Annotated in this window: 20 protein-coding genes; 2 read left to right on the forward strand and 18 right to left on the reverse strand. The window is 38.1% G+C overall.

Features of this window, described 5'->3' with window-relative positions:
- Positions 1 to 11: 11 nt before the first annotated feature.
- From A2U94_RS10370 to ilvA, 4 genes are all read right to left on the reverse strand, one after another.
- Positions 12 to 1,634 carry an ATP-binding protein gene (locus A2U94_RS10370; protein WP_025908500.1) on the reverse strand — a complete coding sequence of 541 codons (1,623 nt, stop codon included), beginning with the start codon at positions 1,632 to 1,634 and terminating at the stop codon, positions 12 to 14.
- Positions 1,635 to 1,780: 146 nt separating this feature from the next.
- A complete protein-coding gene (locus tag A2U94_RS10375) occupies positions 1,781 to 2,623 on the reverse strand; it encodes a DegV family protein (protein ID WP_025908501.1) in 843 nt (280 codons plus the stop codon).
- 167 nt (positions 2,624 to 2,790) lie between these two features.
- Positions 2,791 to 3,042, reverse strand: a complete 252-nt coding sequence (locus A2U94_RS10380) for a DUF2535 family protein (protein WP_025908502.1) — start codon at positions 3,040 to 3,042, stop codon at positions 2,791 to 2,793.
- 190 nt (positions 3,043 to 3,232) lie between these two features.
- Positions 3,233 to 4,504 (reverse strand): threonine ammonia-lyase IlvA, encoded by a 1,272-nt coding sequence (gene ilvA / locus A2U94_RS10385; RefSeq protein ID WP_025908503.1) that lies wholly within the window; start codon positions 4,502 to 4,504, stop codon positions 3,233 to 3,235.
- Positions 4,505 to 4,668: 164 nt separating this feature from the next.
- On the opposite strand from ilvA, the gene A2U94_RS21510 reads away from it, so the two are divergent.
- The gene (locus tag A2U94_RS21510) at positions 4,669 to 5,193 is read left to right on the forward strand and encodes a hypothetical protein (RefSeq protein WP_064484035.1); all 525 of its coding nucleotides are present in this window, start codon (positions 4,669 to 4,671) and stop codon (positions 5,191 to 5,193) included.
- Between the two features lie 48 nt (positions 5,194 to 5,241).
- Here A2U94_RS21510 and A2U94_RS10395 read toward each other — a convergent pair whose 3' ends face one another.
- The 14 genes from A2U94_RS10395 to A2U94_RS21150 all read right to left on the reverse strand — a co-directional run bounded on the left by A2U94_RS10395 (position 5,242) and on the right by A2U94_RS21150 (position 20,740).
- A complete protein-coding gene (locus A2U94_RS10395; RefSeq protein ID WP_025908307.1) occupies positions 5,242 to 5,592 on the reverse strand; it encodes a lysophospholipid acyltransferase family protein in 351 nt (116 codons plus the stop codon).
- A 27-nt stretch (positions 5,593 to 5,619) separates the two neighbouring features.
- Entirely contained in the window at positions 5,620 to 6,099 is a 480-nt protein-coding gene (locus A2U94_RS10400; RefSeq protein ID WP_025908306.1) for a dihydrofolate reductase, read from the reverse strand.
- Entirely contained in the window at positions 6,096 to 6,890 is a 795-nt protein-coding gene (locus A2U94_RS10405) for a thymidylate synthase (RefSeq protein ID WP_025908305.1), read from the reverse strand. The genes A2U94_RS10400 and A2U94_RS10405 overlap by 4 nt, the downstream gene beginning before the upstream one ends.
- A 355-nt stretch (positions 6,891 to 7,245) precedes the next feature.
- On the reverse strand, positions 7,246 to 8,148 hold the full coding sequence (purU, locus tag A2U94_RS10410) for a formyltetrahydrofolate deformylase (RefSeq protein WP_025908304.1): 903 nt from the start codon (positions 8,146 to 8,148) through the stop codon (positions 7,246 to 7,248).
- Positions 8,149 to 8,211: 63 nt separating this feature from the next.
- Positions 8,212 to 9,762 (reverse strand): gluconokinase, encoded by a 1,551-nt coding sequence (gene gntK / locus A2U94_RS10415; protein ID WP_025908303.1) that lies wholly within the window; start codon positions 9,760 to 9,762, stop codon positions 8,212 to 8,214.
- Positions 9,763 to 10,174: 412 nt separating this feature from the next.
- Complete coding sequence (locus tag A2U94_RS10420) at positions 10,175 to 11,980, reverse strand: IucA/IucC family protein (protein WP_025908302.1); 1,806 nt, start codon at positions 11,978 to 11,980, stop codon at positions 10,175 to 10,177.
- Positions 11,977 to 12,549: a hypothetical protein gene (locus A2U94_RS10425; protein WP_025908301.1), complete on the reverse strand. Its 573-nt coding sequence runs from the start codon at positions 12,547 to 12,549 to the stop codon at positions 11,977 to 11,979. The genes A2U94_RS10420 and A2U94_RS10425 overlap by 4 nt, the downstream gene beginning before the upstream one ends.
- 6 nt (positions 12,550 to 12,555) lie before the next feature.
- On the reverse strand, positions 12,556 to 13,839 hold the full coding sequence (locus A2U94_RS10430; protein ID WP_025908300.1) for a lysine N(6)-hydroxylase/L-ornithine N(5)-oxygenase family protein: 1,284 nt from the start codon (positions 13,837 to 13,839) through the stop codon (positions 12,556 to 12,558).
- On the reverse strand, positions 13,818 to 14,414 hold the full coding sequence (locus A2U94_RS10435; RefSeq protein WP_090752718.1) for a GNAT family N-acetyltransferase: 597 nt from the start codon (positions 14,412 to 14,414) through the stop codon (positions 13,818 to 13,820). Before A2U94_RS10435 ends, A2U94_RS10430 begins: the two co-directional genes overlap by 22 nt.
- Complete coding sequence (locus A2U94_RS10440; protein WP_025908298.1) at positions 14,414 to 16,156, reverse strand: IucA/IucC family protein; 1,743 nt, start codon at positions 16,154 to 16,156, stop codon at positions 14,414 to 14,416. The genes A2U94_RS10435 and A2U94_RS10440 overlap by 1 nt, the downstream gene beginning before the upstream one ends.
- Entirely contained in the window at positions 16,134 to 17,657 is a 1,524-nt protein-coding gene (locus A2U94_RS10445) for a pyridoxal phosphate-dependent decarboxylase family protein (protein WP_025908297.1), read from the reverse strand. The genes A2U94_RS10440 and A2U94_RS10445 overlap by 23 nt, the downstream gene beginning before the upstream one ends.
- A 1-nt stretch (position 17,658) precedes the next feature.
- Positions 17,659 to 19,023, reverse strand: coding sequence for an aspartate aminotransferase family protein (locus A2U94_RS10450; RefSeq protein ID WP_035320144.1), 1,365 nt, complete (start codon positions 19,021 to 19,023; stop codon positions 17,659 to 17,661).
- Between the two features lie 197 nt (positions 19,024 to 19,220).
- On the reverse strand, positions 19,221 to 19,910 hold the full coding sequence (locus tag A2U94_RS10455) for a copper homeostasis protein CutC (RefSeq protein WP_231882756.1): 690 nt from the start codon (positions 19,908 to 19,910) through the stop codon (positions 19,221 to 19,223).
- 347 nt (positions 19,911 to 20,257) lie between these two features.
- Positions 20,258 to 20,740: a pentapeptide repeat-containing protein gene (locus A2U94_RS21150; RefSeq protein ID WP_152545159.1), complete on the reverse strand. Its 483-nt coding sequence runs from the start codon at positions 20,738 to 20,740 to the stop codon at positions 20,258 to 20,260.
- A 153-nt stretch (positions 20,741 to 20,893) separates the two neighbouring features.
- On the opposite strand from A2U94_RS21150, the gene A2U94_RS10465 reads away from it, so the two are divergent.
- A complete protein-coding gene (locus tag A2U94_RS10465) occupies positions 20,894 to 21,181 on the forward strand; it encodes a deoxyribodipyrimidine photo-lyase (RefSeq protein WP_197473395.1) in 288 nt (95 codons plus the stop codon).
- Positions 21,182 to 21,186: the final 5 nt, after the last annotated feature.

Here is a 21,186-nt window from a genome sequence, read left to right on the forward strand (position 1 = left end):
GATACAATGGTTTACGTTTTATATGCTGGTATTGAAACAATAAACGTAGATCCTTTTCCTTTCTCACTTTCAACAGTAATCTTGCCTCTCATTTCTTCTACAATTTGGTATGATACCATTAACCCAATCCCTGTCCCTTTTTCTTTTAATGAGTAAAAAGCTGTTCCTAGTCTATCTAACTCTTGTTGGGTCATTCCTTCACCAGTATCTTTAATTGCAATATGAACTTGATTATCTTTTACATTAATAGACACAGAAAGCTTTCCACCATCTTGCATAGCTTCAATACCATTTTTCATAATGTTGAGAAGCACTTGGTTAAATTCATTCTTATTGCCTCGAACGTATGCTAACTGATTCGTTTGAATTTCAATTTCAATATTGCTTGTTAACAGTGCATATGAAGATAATAAATCTACTAAACTTGTTACGCTTAGGATGCAGTCAATGATATCTACTTCTTTTACCCCTGGACGTGCTAAGGATAAATAATCATTAATAATAACCTCGGCTCGATCCATTTCGCTAATCATTAAATGAATATAACCTATCTCTGCTTTTGTTAGCTTTTGGTTATCTTGAAACAGCTGTAAAAAACCTTTTACCACGGTCATCGGGTTTCGAATTTCATGTGCGACAGATGCAGCTAGCTGACCAATTGCATTCATCTTTTCTGCACGCTGAAGCTCCTTTTGAAGTTTCGTTCGTTCCATAATAATTTCAAGCTCATCCAAAGCTTTTTCCAAGTCTCCACTAGACTCCAAACTCGGTTGTTTTACTGCTAACTGCTCTTTTGTAGCAGCAACCTGCTGAAACAAATGCTGTAACCTTTGGGTCATTACATTAAACTGCTGGCTGATTTGACCGATTTCTGAAGCATCTTTCTGCTGCAATTTAACTTGAAAGTTACCATGACTAACCGATTTAATACCTTCTACTAGTTCTTTAAGAGGAGCCATAACCACGCGTAGACCCCGATCTTGAATAAAAATAATAATCGTAAATAGAAAAACAAGAGCAATAAATAGTAACGAAAACAAGCGCTGCTGATAGGTTGTCATTACGCTAGCATCAACATCAATTACAAGCATAGCAATGACTTCGCCTTTTTCATTTAAAATGGGAGAAAAGGCAGTAATCCACGTGCCAAACTGATCCGTATATGTATCTGTTACCGCTTCCGTTTTTTCTGTTTTCGCTTTCATAAAATGGGTATAAAACTCTTTTTCGCCATAATAGATCATGGAAGGTGTAAGCTGTTGACGCACCTTTTGATTAGCAGTAACAACTATTTTAAATCCATGATTTTCATAAGGTTCTACTGTAAATAGATGACCTTGTAAATATTCTGGACTTGCTTTATAAATACGCTCAAACTGTTTCTCTATCCCTGTTCGAGCTAAAGAGCTAGGTAAATCTTCTGCCTTAACAAATTGCGTAACCTCATTAGGAGATAACGTCTCTTTCCAAAGCTTTGTTGTCGTTAGTGCATTCTGAGTGAGTAGCTGCTTGGTCGTTACGTTTTGGAGATAGTAGCTAACCGAAGCTGTCCCAACTCCAACAATAATAACAATTAACATGGAGAACAAAACAGTTTTGTTAAACACGCTTAAGTTTCGAATATAATTTCTCATGTTTGCACTCCATATAGAAATTTTTGCTAAACATACGATGGTTACTTTCTCACTATTATAACATCTTTTCACCACTATTAACGTTGAAGTCTATATGATTTTTCCAACAAAAAAGTGACCTGCTCACCAGACAGATCACTTTCAGTTTATTCAGCAAAGTACATAAATCCAATCGCACCAACTCCTGTATGAGTAGAAATAACAGGTGTTGTTTCTTCAATTGTAAAATCTTCATAGCCACAGGCAGCAATTATCGATTCTCTTAGCTTTTGAGCTAGTTCAAATCCTTCCGCATGAACCAATCCGATTCCTTTAATTTGCTTACCTGCCGTTTCCTCCATGATTTGCTTTGTCAAAAATTTCACGATTTGAGAATGACTTCTAACTTTTGCAACAGGCGTATACACACCATCAGCAAGTGAAGCAATAGGCTTAATATTTAGTAGAGAACCAATTAGCGCTTTACCTCGACCAATTCGTCCACCTTTTATTAAGTTTTCTAACGTATCAACTACAACAAACAGCGTCGTATTACGGCGAATTTCATCCAAACGTTGGACAATTTCATTCATTTCACACCCTTGTTGAATCATATCAAGAGCTTCAAACACCTGAAAGGAGAGAGCTTTTGAGATATACATAGAATCCACTACGGTAATATTCCCATCTACCATCTTAGCAGCACTTTCTGCAGAACGTACTGTACCACTCATACCACCTGTCATATGAATTGATAAAACATCGTACCCTTCATTCACTAGGCGCTCGTATACTTCAACAAAGGCTCCAACCGCTGGCTGGGAGCTCTTTGGTAATACATCAGACCTTTTCATCTTTTCAATAAAATCACTTGGCGTTATTTCAACTCGATCTAAATATGTTTCATTATCAATATTAATCGATAACGGGACAATCTCAATACCATATTGAGCTGCTTGCTCTACGGTTAAATCTATCGTTGAATCCGTTACCACTTTAATTTTCGTCATGAGTTCACCCCTACAAAATCCTTTGCGCTCATTATAGCATTGTTCTAAACTTGATTACAGTAATATTCTAAAGTACTTATTATCAAGCTAGTATAATACAACTATTTCACGTAAAACATAAAAAAGTTGACTACGCTGAAAAATTCAGAATAGTCAACTTTTTCTCTTTAAGCATTATGTTTTAATGCGTCAGACTTAAATAGCTGTTCATAATCTTTCCATTTCAACACGCGTTTTAAATATTCTTGAAACGAGTAGGTTTTTTTCGGCATTGATTTCTTCATAATGTCTGTTATTAAGGTATTTAACTTTACAGAGATCATAAACCGAAATGTGCTATCTTCCTCCAATACTGGAATATCAATAATTTTTACTTTTTGACCATTCTCATGTTTAAATTCAAGGCTTTTCAATAGCAAGGCGATCAACCCTCTTTTTACCCGTTTCTTTTATTATACATGGTAAACTAATTACTTGTCTTTTCATTTTTACTTTATTTTTAGAAAAAATGTCTCATAGACATCTTAGACATCTTAGACATCTTATTCGACGTACAATGAGACATTCCTTTGTAATGCTGTTATTTTATTACAGGTTATTGCATCAATCTTAAATGAATAAATGGAACAAGCTGCTTTCTTTATTAATTTCCGTATAAGGAAATCCTTTTTTATCCATTCGACTAATTAATGGATAATAATCTTCTTTATGTTTTAATTCGATGCCAACCAATGCTGGGCCGCTATCTTTGTTATTTTTTTTCGTATATTCAAAGCGTGAAATGTCATCATTTGGTCCAAGCACTTCGTCTAAAAATTCTCGTAGTGCTCCTGCTCTCTGAGGGAAGTTCACAATAAAATAATGCTGCAAACCTTCATACATCATGGAACGTTCTTTGATTTCTTGCATGCGACCAATATCATTATTCCCTCCACTGATAACGCACACCACTGTTTTACCTTTAATTTGTTCGCGATAAGAGTCTAAAGCGGCAATAGAAAGCGCACCGGCTGGCTCTGCAATAATCGCATTTTCATTATACAGAGATAAAATGGTTGTACAGACTTTCCCTTCAGGAACAATAACGATATCATCAACCACTTCTCGGCTGATTTCGTAGGATACGCTACCAACGGTCTTTACGGCTGCTCCATCTACAAACGGGTCAATGGCCTCAAGGGTTACGACTTCTCCTCTATCAAAAGACGTTTGCATTCCAGCTGCGCCGGCTGGCTCTACGCCAATGACTGCTGTTTTAGGAGAAATGCTTTTCACATAAGTCCCTACACCTGAAATTAGACCGCCTCCCCCAATACTTCCAAACACATAGTCAATTTCGTCTTCACAATCGTTAAACATTTCAACAGCAACCGTTCCTTGTCCCGCAATTACATCAACGTCGTTAAAAGGGTGAATAAACGTTCTTTTTTCTTCTTCACTGCACTGAATAGCTGTTTCATACGAATCATCGAACGTATCACCTGTTAAAACAATCTTTACATTGTCTCTCCCTAAAAATTTAACTTGGTTGACCTTCTGTCGAGGAGTAGTGCTAGGCATGAAAATTTTCCCATCAATGTTCAAGTGGCGACAAGCGTAAGCCACTCCCTGTGCGTGATTACCGGCGCTTGCACACGCAATTCCATGCTCTAATTCCTGCTTTGTCAATTGCTTAATTCGATTATACGCTCCTCGAATTTTAAATGAACGAACGACTTGCAGATCTTCACGCTTCAAGTACACATTACATTCATAACGCTCAGAAAGCACCTCGTTGCGCTGTAGTGGTGTATGTACAACAACATCTTTAATCATTTGATTCGCAATCATGATGTCCTCTAACTGTACATGTTTTGTTCGATTATCTACTTGTTGTTTCATAACCAACTTCCTTCCTCTTCCTACCTTTTTTTAATTTGTACATTATATCACATAAAATTTAGAAAAATCATTATTTTTAGTTAATCTTTTGATTTTTTTTAATTAGCATCTTTTCACCAGTATAGTAAACAGTAAAAAAGAAAGATAGAAAGCTGGTGATTAACATGGAGTATACGTTACAAAGCATTGATAGTGCCATTCCTTGTGAAGTAACTATTGATGATGATAACGGACGATACATGCTGAGGAATGCGGATACAAGTGGAGAAATATTTAACTCAGCTTCTGAGCTTACACAGTGGGTCCAACAACATTGGAATGAACAACAATTTGTAAACCCAGAAGAATTCAGACAGTTAGTTCATCATTTACAGGAATTTATTGAACAAAAAAAGAGTTTGGGACATAACAAAATGATTGCTTCTAAGAGACGAACAATAGCTGTTCCAATCTTTTTGGTTTGTCTCAACACGTTCGTTCCATTGCGCTACGGCCACTCGCTTTCCGCGGGGAGGAACCTGAGCTTCCTCGCTGCGCTGTGGGATCTCAGTTTTCCCTCTCTTTCCCGCAGGAGTCGAGTGTCCTACGCTCCATTCCACCCTGTTTCCAACATTGTTTTCACAATCAACAAAAAACCTGAACGATTAAAAGTGAGAAACTCTCAATCGTTCAGGTTTATCATTGGCTGAATTACTTATGTCCCAGCCTCTTTTTGATTGAACTTGATGATGATTATTTTAAGCTTGAATAATTCGCTCACGAACTTGATGATGAATCACGTTTGGATCACTTCCTGCATCTAAATCCGTTGTAACTTGGGGTAAAATCCGTATGGTTACATCTGCTTTTTGAAATCCAACTTTACATTGTTCCATAATGTTCGATATTCCTTGAATAGCAACAGGTACAATTGGCACCTTAGCATCTAATGCAATTCTTATACTTCCTTTTTTAAACTCACCATTTCCTTTGCCTTTACTCCGTGTTCCCTCTGGAAAAATGACCATTGAATGTCCCTCTTTAAGTAGACAAACACTATCTTTTAAAGCTTGAACCGATGCTCTGCGATTGACCCAATCAATAAACATACTCACTTGCTATGGGTAGTTATTTCATTATGCACGTTCGTACACTGTAAAGTAGTAGGCATAAGGATTTTTTTCATCCTTAACACCTTGCTTTCTTGATACTTCTCTCCAAACAGATGAATCAATTTCAGGAAAGTATGTATCTCCTTCAAACACCTCGTCGATATGCGTAACGTATAAACGAGTCGCCACATGCATAGTTTGCTCATACACTGTTGCGCCACCAATCACAAACAGTTCACTTTCTCCTTCAAGCGATACTAGTTCATCAACAGAGTGAATAACTTTTACACCTTCATGGTGATAGTCTTTATTTCCTGTTAAAATAACGTTGTTTCGATTTGGAAGAGGTTTACCAATTGATTCAAACGTTTTTCGCCCCATTACAATTGTGTGACCCGTTGTGGTTTGTTTGAAATACTGTAAATCAGCTGGCAAACGCCAAGGTAAATCGTTTTCTTTTCCAATCAAGCAGTTGTTGTCCATTGCTACAATTAACGAAATCATACGCTAACGGCCCCTTTAATGTGAGGATGCGGATCATACTCAACAAGCTCGAAATCTTCAAATTTAAAGTCAAAGATAGATTTGACATCTGGATTAATCTTCATTTTTGGTAAGGAGCGAGGTTCACGCGTTAGCTGAAGATTTACTTGTTCAAGATGGTTTGTATAAATATGAGCATCACCAAACGTATGAACAAAATCACCTGGTTCTAAATCACACACTTGCGCAACCATCATTGTCAGAAGCGCATAGGATGCAATATTAAAAGGTACGCCTAAAAAAATATCGGCTGATCGTTGATATAGCTGACAAGATAATTTACCGTCTGCTACGTAAAATTGGAATAAGCAATGGCATGGCGGCAGCGCCATGTTATCAACATCCGCAACGTTCCACGCGCTTATCATCAACCTTCTTGAATCCGGATTATTTTTAATTTGATGAATGACATTTGTGATTTGATCAATCGTACTTCCTTCTGGTGTTGGCCAAGAGCGCCATTGGTGACCATAGACAGGACCTAATTCTCCGTTTTCATCAGCCCATTCGTTCCAAATACGTACACCGTTATCTTGTAAATATTTGATGTTTGTATCACCGCTTAAAAACCATAATAATTCATGAATAATTGATTTTAAATGAAGTTTTTTTGTGGTTAAAGCAGGAAAACCTTCTTGGAGGTTAAATCGCATTTGATAGCCAAATGTACTAATTGTTCCTGTTCCTGTCCGATCTTCTTTTTTCGTTCCATGTTTTAATACATGTTCACATAAGTCGAGATATTGTTTCACTTCCGACACTTCCTTTTTCAAAAGTCTTTCTCTATTGTATAGGCGATTTTTTCTCATGTCTATGAGAAAGTGCAGGGTTTCTCATAGAAAAAAGCTGGGACATAACGAACTGATTCCTTCTGGGAGACGAATCATCCTGTTTCTAAACGATGTAGGTTGTTGTAAGAACACATTCGTTCGGTTGCGCCACAGACACTCGCTTTCCCGCAGGATTCAAATGTCCTACGCTCCATTCCACTCTGTTTTCAAAATTGTTTTCCGAACCAACAAAAAAATCCGAACTATAAAAAGTAGGTAACTTTAAATAGCTCGGATAGATCATTGGCTGAAATTCTTATGACCCAGCCTCTTTTCATCAATTAAATACAATTGTTCGATTACCGTAAACTAAAATTCGATCTTCTAAATGCCACTTTACTGCTCTTGCTAAGACAGTACGCTCAATTAAGCGTCCTTTTTTCTTCAGCTCTTCCGCATCATCTCGGTGATTTACTCGTTCGATATCTTGTTCAATAATGGGTCCTTCGTCTAGATCATCCGTTACGTAGTGTGAGGTAGCACCAATTAACTTAACACCACGCTTGTATGCTCGCTCGTATGGCTTTGCACCAATAAAAGCAGGTAAGAACGAATGATGAATATTAATGATACGATATGGATTCTCTGCTACAAATGTCGGCGTTAAAATCTGCATATAACGTGCTAAGATAATTAAATCTATGTTGTAGTCCTTCAATAATTGTAGCTGCTGTGCTTCCGCTTCAGCACGAATTTCTTTTGTTGCAGGAATATGATAGAACGGAATACCAAAAGATTCAACGACTTCACGCGCATCTTCGTGATTACTAACGACTACAGCAATATCGCTCATTAAATCACCGCTTTCCCATGCCCATAGGAGTTCTAATAAACAATGTAGCTCTTTTGATACAAAGACCGCCGTTCGTTTTAAACGATGTGCGTACGTGAATTTCGCTTCCATTGAAAATGATTCTGCAATTGATTGGAAAGCTTCTTCCATTGCTGATCCTTTTTCATCCAAGCGGTCGCATTCAAATTCAAAACGAATAAAAAATGTTCCACCTTCTGGATTGGTTGAATGCTGACTAGACTCTACGATATTTGCTCCTTGTTCAAATAAAAACGTAGATACAGCTGACACAATTCCAGGCTGATCTGAACAGCTGATTAACAACCGACCTCTGTTTTTATACTTTTCTTTGTATGATGTTACATGTTGCTCAATGTGCGATTTCATAAAGTTCCCTCTCTCTTTGAATGTACAGACTATTCTATCATTATAATGAAAGTCTACCGATTATCAAGCGTCATTCTTATTTTTAGAGTAAGGATTCGATTCTTCTCCATGCTGAAGCTCTGCTAGCTTCGCGTAATGAGGCTTCATACTATTCATAATATCTCGATAGACGGGCAGAATTTTTTTATATACTTCCACATTTTCAGGAATTGGCTTTAGGTGTGTAGTTTTCCCAACCATCTTCTCTACAACGTTTACCGATTCAACTTCATCAATTGCATAAAGGCCTAGTACGGCTGCGCCAAGACAAGAGCTTTCAAAACTTTCTGGAATTCTTACTTCTGCATTAAAAATGTCAGCCATCATTTGCTTCCATACTTCAGAGCGAGCAAATCCACCTGAAGCTTTAATTTCACGAGCAGGCCCAATTAATTCTTCAAGAGGCTCTAACACCGTGTATAAGTTGTACATAATCCCTTCCAAAACCGCGCGAATCATGTGCTCCTTACCATGATGAAGAGACAGTCCGGTGAATGAACCCCTCGCGTCTGCATCCCATAAAGGAGCCCGCTCTCCTGATAAATAAGGATGAAAAATGAGTCCTCCAGCTCCAGGGGGAATCGTATCAGCCATTTTCGTAAGTAAATCATATACGTTAACATCTAAGCGTTCGGCAACTGCAGCTTCGCTTTTGGCCAATTCATCTTTTGCCCATCGTAAAATCATCCCACCGTTATTAATAGGGCCGCCTACAACCCAGAGATCGTCGGTAAATGCATAACAAAATGTTCGGCCCTCTTTATCTAGAACAGGCTCTTTTGTAACCGCTCGAACTGCTCCACTCGTGCCAATTGTAATGGCAATTTCACCTTGGTCGATAGCATCTAAGCCCAAGTTAGACAATACGCCATCGCTTGCCCCTATTACAAAAGGCGTGTCTTCATTAATTTTAAGCGTGTGAGCAAGTTCGCTTTTAATGCCTTTGCTCACATGAGTTGCTGGCACAATCGTGGATAGTTGCAAAGGAGAGATTTCTGCATTTGTTAACGCAACTTCATCCCATTGTTTTGTTTCTAAATTAAGCATGCCTGTTGCAGAAGCAATGGAGTAATCCACTATATACTCATCAAATAATTTATGGAATATATATTCTTTAATTGAAATAAATTTAGCTGTTTTTTCAAAGATTTCTGGGTGCTCATGCTTTAACCATTTAATCTTAACAAGAGGTGACATAGGATGAAGAGGCATACCCGTTCGCTTGTATAGTTCCATTCGTTGATTACAAAGCTTATCTGCATATGTAGCCGCTCGCTTATCAGCCCATGTTATACAATTTGTAAGTGGCTCACCACTTTCATCAACAGCAATAAGGCTATGCATCGCGCTGCTAAAAGATACAACTTTTAAATCTTCTTTATTTACCTTTCCCTTTGCCACTACTTTCTTAATTGTTGATAGGACAGCTGCAAAAATCTCATCTGGCTTCTGTTCAGCTGTTAGGGCATCCGGCGTATGAAGAGGATACCCAACATGATGTGACTCCTTCACTTTTCCATCAGCAGTAAATAAAACCGACTTTGTTGTTGTTGTTCCAATATCAACACCTATCATATATATTGTCACGTTACTTAACACCAACCTTTTCTCTCTGCGTTCTTTATTTATGAGGTTTTCCTAAAATGATTTAAACCATGCTTCTGCAGACGAATTACACATTACTCTTTTACCTGATGCCTTGCATTTAAAACATAAAAACAGGTTGGGATATAACGAAATGATGGCTTTTCCAAGACGAATTATGCCTTTTTTAAAGTATTAGGCTACAATAACCAGTTTGTTTCCTATCGCTGCAGACACTCGCTTTCCTCGGGGAGGAGTTACGTGTCCTACGCTTCATTCCACTAGGTTTTTTCAACTTGTTTTTGGAATGAACAAAAAGATACCCAAACTATCAAAAGTCGTTAACTTCTAATAATTCGGATATCTCGTTAGCTAAAACACTTATGTTTCTGCCTCTTTATATTTAGACTTGTTTTATAACTGCAACTTCATGAAGCGCATTCCTTACTTCCCCATGTTCACTCGCATGTGGTCGATCTTCACCGTCATTGTACCCGTAATCAAACATACGATTTCGGTTTAATGCGAGCTTAGTCACAGATGGACGAAGCAAATCAAACAGTTCAAAGCGCTCTTGAAGCTTTGGAAATTGCTTTTGATATTCAAGTATTTCACTTCTAACACTATTCCAGAATTGATATTCACTTATTCCTTCTTTATTTTCAAGCACTTTCGCTAAATAACGAAAGTGACAAATAAATAAACCTGTTAGGATAAATTGTGTTAAGCCATCTGGTTTCTCGCTCCGCAATACAGCTTTTAATTCGGGCGTTAAACTTTGTAATTCTTTAAATGATTGATCACTAATATTTACGTCATCAACAAAATCTTTCATAATAATGCGGACTGGCTTACCTTCTTTTAAGACAAGAACTGTATTTTGACCATGAGGTGAGAACACCGTTCCATATTGATATAAGTAATGTAATAACGGCGGAAGAGTTGCGCTCATTAATGCTTCTACCCACTGTGAAGCAGATAAGGCAGACTGTTCTATATAAGACGATACCAATGCTTTACCCTTAGAGTCCACATGCAAGAGTGCTGCTAGCGTAATAGCTTGCTCTCCTTCTTCTAACTCTTGATAAATACTTTCTCTCCACACGACGCCAAGCATTTCTAAATATTGATAAGGAGCATCTTTCATTGCTGCAAATGTCGGATGGTCTACATTTAAAGTGGCTACTTCTCCTAACAAGCCTACTTTACATATGTCTCGCAAGAATGAATCATTGTCGCGAATGTCTTTTATATGCTTTGTTACCTGAGGTGCAATAACCGTCCGTTCACTCGGAAGACCTCGATATACAAGCGTATTTAAAATGCTCATTGGTAGCTTTACATGATATTTATTGCGATTTGTTGTATTAACAAATGTGCGAATTGACTGCTGCGGAAGATAATAATCATCTCCTTCCCCCATTGGGACAATGAGATTTTCCGCTAAATAGTGTGCATATAGAGGGATAATCATGTTCTTCCACTGCCATTCATGAACAGGTAGATAATAATAGTCTGCTGGTTGTAAACCTTTTTCCTGCAATTGATTTTCAAATACTTCTACTGTTTTTTCACCTAGCTCTTGTTCCATTACTTGTTGGAACTGAAGTGATGTGAGTGAATGGAAAGAGCTCACAGTTTTCGACACAGCAATCCATGATAACTGAATTTTTTGCTTTTGTTCCGGAGCAAATTTCATATAGTCATTATAGTTAAAACCAATTCGTCCTTTGTTATATGTAATCCAAGGGTGTCCCGTCATTTCACCTTCAAGCTCTGCGTAGTCAAGATTTGCTAGTTCATCAGCACTGAGACGTTCTTGTAAATGAAGATCAGCCACAAGGGTATGCATATACTCTTTAGCTAAATGTCCAGCTGTTGAAAACGACATTTCATCAAGGTCAGACAGACTAATTAATAGCTGTAGTGCTCTTGAAGAGTTAATCAGCATATTATTTTCTTCTATATAAATTGTTTCTACTAACACTTCATAACTATCAAACAAGCGCTTTTTCGCTTCAAACCGATAGACAATTCCACGAGGGTCTTTCCATTCATACAACGAGCTTTCCTCGTTTACCTTCACCTCGTGTGGAGTAATAATATTTTCATACATAAACTCCTCTAACATTTTAGCAAGCAATTGATTATTTGCTTTATTCCAGCGCTCTTTTGTAAATACCGTTAAATTCGTATCTGTTATTTTCATCCTTTATTCTCCTTTACCGGTTTATAGAATTTTAACCTCTGCTGAGCCATGATAAATGATAGAACTGCTGCCAGTAATACCATTCCACCACCAATAAGAGGTATATGTAGCTTGCCATTTTGAACAAGTATTAGCGCAAGTAGCGGCGCTAAAAGCAAGCCAACATTTTGTGCCGTTAGCATCCAACTATAATAAGAAACCGTCTCCGCATTGCTTTGCTTAAACAGATAAAGATCGATAATTAGGCAACTTTGAAATACAAGTAGTAGAAGTGAAAAAGCTAGAAACATGGAAAAGCTGCTGCTTTCACTCAACATCCATTTACAAATGGATATACTAACAAGAGCATAGACGCTCACTTTTTCAATCTTCCACTTTTTTAAAAGCAACCCCCAAATTGGTGTCATAATAATGACGACTATTCGACAACAAATAATAAATAAGGATGTTGCCTGTAAGCCATTAACTTGAAAGAAATCTGTGAAAAATTGGGGGTGAAAAGGTGACAGAAGAACTTCTGACACCACCGTCATAAACAAGCACGTAAATATAATCCACGAGCGAATCATTTTACTTTACACACCAAACTGTTGAAATACATTCTTACTATAAACTTTATAAATTTCTTTTCCTGCAATTTGATTAATAATAATCGCATTCCGGTAAGGACCAAGCCCTAAATCTGGAGCTCCCACGCCGTGTGTATGAAGTTCTCCATTTTGAATAAACAAATTGGCTTCAACGGGTTGAGTCCTGACTTTGAACTGCTCATCAATTTGCAACTGCCCACTTTCATCAACTAGTAGATGAGATTGTAAACTTTCTAAGCATGATGGAAAGCTGCTAGCATATCCTGTAGCCATAATAACAACATCACTTTTCAACTCTTTCACTTCATCTTGCTCATATTGATAAAGGGTGAGTTTATAGCCAGTTTCTTCTCGACTAACACTTTGAACCTCCGTTAGTGCTTGCATATGAATAGGAGAAGCTTTTCCACCAACGGTTCGTTCATACAAATGTTCATAAATGTCAGCAATCGTATCAAAGCTAATTCCTTTATATAAGAGAGCTTGATTTTTTAACACATCTCTTTTTTTATCCTGATTTAAGTGATAGAAATAACGCGTGTATTCTGGTGAAAAATGCTCTAACCCGAGCTTTGAATACTCCATTGGATAAAACCCTTTAGACCTTGTATACCAATGGAGTTCATAGTTGTTTTCCTCTTGATGTTGCAACAAGTCATACACAACTTCAGCGGCACTTTGCCCAGAACCAACGACCGTAATATGACGAGCTTTAACTGTTTCATCACGATTTTGCTTATAGCAAGCCGAATGATAGAATCGATTATTTTGCAAATCTTTAAAATCAGCTGGAACGGTTGGATTTGTACCTACCCCTACTACTACATTTTTCGCGTAGTAAACAGTTGATTCACCATCTTCCTCAACTATTACTTTATATAGCTGCTCTTCTTCTATTTCAATTTTCTGAACCCTGCTGTTGAATTGTAGCCCTTTTAACTGACTAGCCACCCATTGACAATAGTGATTATATTCAGTTCGTGGAATGTGAAATTTTTCAAAGAAATAAAACTGATACAATCGCGCATGCTCGTGTAAATAACGTAAAAAGCTATACGGGCTGGACGGATTAACCATTGTCACTAAGTCCGCCATAAACGGAACTTGTAGCGTGGCTCCTTCTAAAAGCATACCCGGATGCCAGTTAAACTGAGACTTTTGATCAAAGCATTTATACGAGTATTCTGTTTCTTCTAATAAAGCTGCTAGGCCAAGGTTAAATGGCCCAATGCCCACTCCAATAACCTCTAAAATTCTCCTTGAATCCATGCGTTCCACCTACTTTGAAACACTTCTTGTTGACAATAAAGAAGCATTGCTGTTTTATCAGGAAGATCTACCGTCTTTAACTGTTGAAATCCACACTTTTCAAAAACATAAATCATCTTTTCATTTCGAATATCCGGTTCAGCCATAATACGCTTGGTTTCTGTCACTTCAAACATTCTCTTCATGAGCGTTAGCATTAATGGATAAATAAACCCCTTGCCAAGATAATTTGGCTCGCCAATCAATAGATGAATGCCTTGATCTCCTTTCTCATAGTCATAATAATGACGGATTAGATCTTGGGAGACGATATACGACTCCCAGTAGCTCATCGCTTGCCCATCTATTTCACCAATTAATAATTGCTGATGTTTGTTCGCTAAAAAACGTTTTAAATGAGAGGCATACTCGGCTCTTGGCTTGTCCAAACTCCAAAACGGAATGACGTGGTCTTGATGCATCCAGCTATGCAAGCGGTCAAAATCTTGTTCATACGTTACATAGCGAAACGTAATTTCTTTTTTTGTGTTGGTATCCCATACTGTAATAGGGTAGTCACTTTGAGCCAGTACCATCATTTATATACACCTTCTAGAACCGCAAGCGGATTCGTAACGTCTACGTAAACAGATTGTGTTTCTAGACTTCCAACTAGTTCATCCATATCATGAACGCGCGTTAATAAATTGGCTTTGCAAGGCAAACTCTCTTGAGAAAGCATACTCTTGACTAGATTTGTATGATCATTCTTTGCATATTCTGAAATGACCGTACGCATCTGTTCAATCAACTTGCTTTCTTCAATTAGTCCACTTGTACCAAAAGCATTAATTAAGCCAAATAAATGATTAAAGATAACATAATAACGGAATCTTTCTTCAGCAACCGCATCATCACAAACTGTATCGCTCATCTGATTCAAGTCTTTGACAAGCTTTTTGAGGCTTTCTTGTTTAGAGCGCATAAAATAATATCCTTGGTTATCACGATAATAAAACGCTTGTGGATAGCCTTCTTTTGTCAATTTGATAATCGAGTTTTGTTGATGAGCTTCAAGCGCAATTCCTTTTTCTGTATACAGCCACATCATTGGCTTTAATGAAATGTCTAAATACTGCTTAAACCAATCTTGACTAACAGCTTCCAGTGATCGATTTTCAGCTTTGGCTAAACGATGAACAATCTCTTGAAGCTGTGTATGATGACGATACACATGATCTTGACACAAACTCGCTAAAAGAGTCGTTGAATCACCTTGTGAGCCTTTAAAAGGGTTTTCTCGAATCACAACCTCAAAGCCAATCTCTTCTTCACCAAGCGTTACGTATGCAAAATCTTTAATAATGTGAAAAGCAGGATGATAAATTTGTAGCTCTTCTTCTAAACCAGCACGTAAAAGTTCCGTTACCTCTACACCTCGGTACAGCTCTTTTCGTTTGTTGACTCGAAGTGAATTTGTAATTTTTACTGGTATCGAAAACTTATACATGACGTCTGCGCTTGAGTTATATACAGTTCGTACAGAAGAAGTAGGATAAAACGCTTGCCCTTGAGGACCTAGATATGAAAGTCTCCCGCTTTGAATCCAATCACAAACTTCTGATTTCCCAAGTAAATATCTTGCTTGAAGTGGATGCATTGGAATCAATACATTCTCATCGTCTTGGCAATAGTTAGTTTTGAATTCATCTGATACTTCTTCATCTTCTACCAACTGCTTTTTAATAACTAACCTTGCTTGTTCCAGCGCAGACCCCTCTTTGACCAATGAAGCTTCTGCGTAAAAATAGTGTAGTTGAAACTTCCCCTTTAGCTCTGGAGCAAATATTGTTTCTTCTTCAGGCAAAATGCCTTGTCTGCTTTTTGGGGTTGGATGAAGCTGATGTCCAATTAAAAGTGCTTGTTCTGATTGTAAAAAGCTTTTATCAGCCCCGTAACACTCTTGAAGTTCCGCTTGTCTCACTTCGATAAATTGCTTCATATTTTCGTAGCTTAATAGCACGCGAACAATCAATTCGTTTATTTGAAGCAAGTCTTCCGTTACTTCTTTCATTAGCAGCGCTAATAGCGTTAACAAATCTAGCTCCTGGCGCTGATGACCTTCTACTTGGTATGCCATTTGCTCGTTTAATAAATGACGCCCTGTTAGAGAACGATAATAAGCTGGGAAATAGAGCGTGACGGGCTGCTTTTCCAGGGTTAAAATAAGTTCTTCACCTTCCCCTACTTTTATCCATTTCCCCTTTCCTGTTTCTCTGACATAGCAGTTCACTACATTTTGCATTGTAATAAAATTAGCTGATTGTTGCGCATTCACGTAATGCTTCCTCCTTCTGCTCCAACTCGTTTCCAAGCTGAATCACTTCTTTTATAAGTTGTTTTAGGTTCTCTAACTCAATCATTGGATTCAACATTGTTACTTTTAAACATGCTTCTTGGTTTACTTTTGTTTTCGCTATAATATACGTTCCTTTTTCATATAACTGCTGCTGGATCATTGTATTAATCTTATTTTCAATATACTTTTGATTTTCCGCACTTTTCGCTATCCTTTTACACTGATACTTAAATACAACAGCGTTCATCATCGGTTCGTTCATAACTTTAACCATTGAATTTTCTTGTAAGTATCCAGCTAGCTGTCTCGCATTTTGAATAGTTTGGTCAATCAATTTACCAAAGGCTGATGTGCCCATCATTTGAAACGTTAGCCAAACTTTGAGAGCATCAAACCGTTTAGTTGTTTGAATACTGCGGTTAACAAGGTGAAGATGCTCATCTTCTTCTGGATTTAAGTAATCTGCATAAAGCTGAATATGCTGAAAAGCTGTTTCAGCTTTCACAAAGAAAGCACCACAGCTAATGGGCTGATAAAACCATTTATGAAAATCAATCGTAATAGAGTCTGCAAGCTTTAACTCTTGAACTAGGTGTCTATTAGCTTTTGAAAACAACAGGCCGCCTCCATACGCAGCATCGGCATGAATCCACATATCATAAGTTGCTGCCAGCTGATGAATATCATGAAGAGAATCAATACTTCCAAAATCAGTGGTTCCAATTGTGGCTACAATAGCCATCGGAAGCTCTCCACTTTCTTTAGAAAGCTCTACCTTTGCACATAAATCATCCATGCACATCTCGTAGCGTTCATTTGTTTTAACTGGAATAACTGCATTCATCCCTAAACCAAGCTGCGCAGCGGATTGCTGAACCGTAAAGTGCGCTTTTTCAGAACAAAAGATTCGCAGTTTATTTGCTTCAGGGGGTAGACCTTCTTCCTGTACATTTGCTTTAAGCTTTCGCTTACAATAATCATTGCGAGCTAGTAGCATCCCCATATAATTTGACTGCGTGCCACCGCTTGTAAATACGCCACTTGCGGTTTCTTCATAGCCGATTTGTTTAACGCACTCTTTAATAACTGCGTCTTCTATATAAGTCGCAATTGGACTTTGGTCCCAAGAGTCCATCGATTGGTTGAGAGCTGTGATAAAGACTTCTGCGACCAAAGCAGGTATAGCTGGTGGACAATGCAAATGCGCCATTGCTCCAGTATGAGAAATATGCAGAGAATGCCTTAAAACAAGCTGTTCTATTGACTTTTTCAGTTCTGCGAACGCACGTCCATTTTCTTTGAATGTCATTTCATCATTAAAGTGTTCAAAGCGATCTTCTAGCTCCCAATGATGATAAGGCTTTTCAATTGTTTCATAATAGTTCGAAATCATCTCTATAGACTGATTCATTAACTGCTTATACGTTCTTACGCTTTGATTGTCCTTAGATAGAAACCATTGTTGATAATCTTGTTCCATCTTACCTTGTCACCCACTTAGCTTCTGCTGCTTTTACCGCTTCTTTAAAGCGCTCTAGCACATCATCAGCCTGAGCTTGACTTAAAATTAAAGGTGGTAATAAGCGAATGACTGCTCCATGTCTGCCTCCAACTTCTAGGATAACCCCTCGCTTAAAGCACTCTTGCTGAATCACCTTCGCTAGCTCTCCATTTCCAGGATGGGTTCCAATCTTATTTGCCGGCTTAGACCAATCGATGATTTCCACTCCAATCATTAACCCTCGACCACGAACATCTCCAATAGAAAAGCTATCGGACTGGATGGCTTTTAACTGCATTTGCATGTATATTCCAAGATCATGCGCATGTGCATCTAAAGCATGCTCTTTCACAAAGCTAAGCGTTGCTTTTCCCGTTGCCATTGCGAGCTGATTACCACGAAAAGTTCCAATATGAGCACCTGGTTCCCACTGATCCAACGCTTTATCGTATACAACAACAGATAGTGGTAAGCTACCCCCGATTGCTTTTGACAGCACAAGAACATCGGGCTCAATATCAGCATGCTGAAAAGCAAACATTTTACCCGTTCGACCAATTCCAGTTTGCACTTCATCAATAATTAACGGAATTTGACGCTCTTTTGTGATACGACGAAGCTCTTTCAACCACGCGATAGGAGCAGGTACTGAACCTCCTTCACCTTGAACAACTTCAACTACAATTCCTGCTGGTTTAACAATACCGCTTTCTGGATCGTCTAATAAGTTTTCAATGTATGTGCTAATTGCTTCATGACCACCTTCACCGATTCCAAAAGGACAACGATATTCGTAAGGATAAGGTAAGAAATGTGTATCTGGAACTAAAGCATGAATGCGCGCTTTAGGGCTTGTTGTTCCGCTAATACTTAATGTGCCGTGAGTAGAACCATGGTAGCCGCCTTGGAACGATAAAATTGTGCGGTTCCCCGTAGCCGTCTTTACAAGCTTTAACGCTGCTTCAATGGCGTCTCCACCCGTAGGTCCACAAAACTGCACTTTTGCTTTTTGGGCAAAATTAGCTGGTAAACTTGCAAACAACTCATCTACGAACGCTTCTTTAACCGGCGTAGTTAAATCTAATGTATGTAAAGGAATACGATCAGCTAGTACCTGTTGAATCGCTTCATGGACTACTTCATGATTATGACCAAGCGCTAAAGTGCCCGCTCCTGCTAAACAATCAATATACTCTTTGCCGTTCATATCTGTGATGATGGCTCCCTCCGCTTTTTGAATAGCAATTGGAATTCTTCTTGGATAAGATCTTGCATTCGATTCTCGAAGTTCTTGCTGTGAAAGTAACGCTTCGTTTGTAGATTGATTTGTTATTGAAATAGACATGAATAATCCTCCTATTTTTTAAATGATAATGATTTTCATTACTAATTACATGTATAAGGATAAATGATAATGATTTTCAACGTCAACTAATTTTCTAAAAATATGCATTTTTTCCTAAACTCATCTGTGTTAACTGGCAGTTTTTAATGCTGATTCTACTAAAAAAAGTGCTACTTTACTTCGTAGCACTTTTTCTCTTATTGCATTTTATTCATAATTTCTTTTGCTTTTTGCACACTTTTCTCATTTATTGGCTGTGTATATTGGCAATTAACTCGTATACCTGCTCCAATGCATACTTCTGTTAGATTGGTAACCGATAGAAAAGTCTGTAAATTTTCTGGTTTTAACCCCTTGGCTCCGACAAATATAAGATTTTCGTTTCTCATTTGACGCAACATTTTTTTGATTTGTGGAATTCCGTTTAACGCACTTTTATCAGCTCCAGACGTCATAACCCGCTTTATTTCTGGATAATTCAATAATTTTCGAAGCCCTTCTTCTTGATTATGTAAGTCATCAAAAGCTAAGTTAAACGTCACATCCATTCCTTTAGAAGCACTTAGTAAAGCTTTTAACGCCTCTTCATCAATGGTTTTCTCTGACGTTAAACAGCCCAAGATTACTCCTTCCACTCCCAGTTTCCTTGCTTCTTCGATATCATGAACCATCGTTTGAATATCGTCTTCATTGTATTGATACGACTGATTATGAGGTCGAATCATTACGTATACAGGAAGGGTAATCGCTTTTTTTATTTGTTTAATTAACCCATAGCTTGGGGTAATGCCACCTTCATTAATACTCGTGCAAATACTAATTCGATCTGCCCCATTCTCTTGAGCTAGCTTTGCATCATGCAATGTCGTCGCAATCACATCTATCATTACAATAAACATCCTTTCTTCTTCATTAATCTAGAACATAGTAAACTCTCTTCAATATCGTACCATGCTTGAAAAGATGTCTTTTTCCTTACGAACAAAAAACGTCAGGTATAACCGTTGAAAACTTGGTTATTTCTCATGACGTTTTTATTATAAAAATGCAACAATTATACTCTATAACTTTAGAATCCTAGCTTTTTAACCATTTTTATTAGAAGTATCCGGGACTTCGCTTATTCGCATTATGCATTGGATGCATAGGCATCATGGACTTAGAAGGCATCTGTACGTTTTCACCTTGTACAAGTGGTGCATTCATACTTTGATTCATTGCAGGCATCAAATTGCTAGGCTTCTGACCGCATCCACAGTCTGCTCCTCCTGACATCGACATCCCCTGCATTGGTGGCATTTCTGGCATCGGCATTCCCTGCATTGGCATTCCTTGCATCAGCACTCCTTGCATTGGCATTCCTTGCATCAGCACTCCTTGCATTGGCATTTCTTGCATTGGCATTTCTTGCATCGGCATTCCCTGCATTGGCATTCCTTGCATCGGCATTCCTTGCATTGGCATTTCTGGCATTGGCACTCCTTGCATCGGCATTCCCTGCATTGGCATTCCTTGCATCGACATTCCTTGCATCGACATTCCTTGCATCGGCATTCCTTGCATCGGCATTTCTTGCATCGGCATTCCTTGCATCGGCATTCCTTGCATCGGCATTCCTTGCATCGGCATTCCTTGCATCGGCATTCCTTGTGTCGGTTGATTCATTCGAGGATCGTGCATTGGAGTTGGTAAACTTCCATATACATGTTTCATTTATAGGGCTCCTTCCGTTACTATTACCGTTTTAACATATTCACCTTTCTTTCCGTTCGAATTTCGTCCTATTAAAAATGGGCAACATATTAAAACTTGGGCAATCGAATTATTTATGTTTATACTAGATAGCAAACTATTGAAAGAAAGGATGTTTATGATGGCTAATCCAACCATTGAATCTCTCATTAAAGAAGTAAACCCTACCGCAATTTATTGGAATACTAACTATGAACCAGATATAAAACAGCAAGAGCAACTTTTAATTCGCCTCTGTGATAAGTATGGGATTACAGCTCGTCAATTCGAAGGTTTTTTACTAAAAGAGCCTTCCTCCATAAAAAAAACAAACCCAAAAATGAGACTTTGTATCTATCGAAAGAACGTCTCTTTTGGGTTTTCTTTCTACCAAGAACTGTTTAAAATGAGGTATAATATAACATAGAGCCT

Source organism: Bacillus sp. VT 712 (assembly GCF_001614195.1).
In the GTDB taxonomy this organism is placed as follows: Bacteria; Bacillota; Bacilli; order Bacillales; family Bacillaceae_H; genus Priestia; species Priestia flexa.

What these genes read in the sequence shown, in the direction of transcription:
- A2U94_RS10370 (WP_025908500.1), bottom strand. Translation starts at nt 1,634, where the DNA reads ATGAGAAATTATATTCGAAACTTAAGCGTGTTTAACAAAACTGTTTTG.
- A2U94_RS10375 (WP_025908501.1), bottom strand. Translation starts at nt 2,623, where the DNA reads ATGACGAAAATTAAAGTGGTAACGGATTCAACGATAGATTTAACCGTA.
- ilvA (WP_025908503.1), bottom strand. Translation starts at nt 4,504, where the DNA reads ATGAAACAACAAGTAGATAATCGAACAAAACATGTACAGTTAGAGGAC.
- A2U94_RS21510 (WP_064484035.1), top strand. Translation starts at nt 4,669, where the DNA reads ATGGAGTATACGTTACAAAGCATTGATAGTGCCATTCCTTGTGAAGTA.
- A2U94_RS10395 (WP_025908307.1), bottom strand. Translation starts at nt 5,592, where the DNA reads ATGTTTATTGATTGGGTCAATCGCAGAGCATCGGTTCAAGCTTTAAAA.
- A2U94_RS10400 (WP_025908306.1), bottom strand. Translation starts at nt 6,099, where the DNA reads ATGATTTCGTTAATTGTAGCAATGGACAACAACTGCTTGATTGGAAAA.
- purU (WP_025908304.1), bottom strand. Translation starts at nt 8,148, where the DNA reads ATGAAATCGCACATTGAGCAACATGTAACATCATACAAAGAAAAGTAT.
- gntK (WP_025908303.1), bottom strand. Translation starts at nt 9,762, where the DNA reads ATGATAGGTGTTGATATTGGAACAACAACAACAAAGTCGGTTTTATTT.
- A2U94_RS10420 (WP_025908302.1), bottom strand. Translation starts at nt 11,980, where the DNA reads ATGAAAATAACAGATACGAATTTAACGGTATTTACAAAAGAGCGCTGG.
- A2U94_RS10425 (WP_025908301.1), bottom strand. Translation starts at nt 12,549, where the DNA reads ATGATTCGCTCGTGGATTATATTTACGTGCTTGTTTATGACGGTGGTG.
- A2U94_RS10430 (WP_025908300.1), bottom strand. Translation starts at nt 13,839, where the DNA reads ATGGATTCAAGGAGAATTTTAGAGGTTATTGGAGTGGGCATTGGGCCA.
- A2U94_RS10435 (WP_090752718.1), bottom strand. Translation starts at nt 14,414, where the DNA reads ATGGTACTGGCTCAAAGTGACTACCCTATTACAGTATGGGATACCAAC.
- A2U94_RS10445 (WP_025908297.1), bottom strand. Translation starts at nt 17,657, where the DNA reads ATGGAACAAGATTATCAACAATGGTTTCTATCTAAGGACAATCAAAGC.
- A2U94_RS10450 (WP_035320144.1), bottom strand. Translation starts at nt 19,023, where the DNA reads ATGTCTATTTCAATAACAAATCAATCTACAAACGAAGCGTTACTTTCA.
- A2U94_RS10455 (WP_231882756.1), bottom strand. Translation starts at nt 19,910, where the DNA reads ATGATAGATGTGATTGCGACGACATTGCATGATGCAAAGCTAGCTCAA.
- A2U94_RS10465 (WP_197473395.1), top strand. Translation starts at nt 20,894, where the DNA reads ATGATGGCTAATCCAACCATTGAATCTCTCATTAAAGAAGTAAACCCT.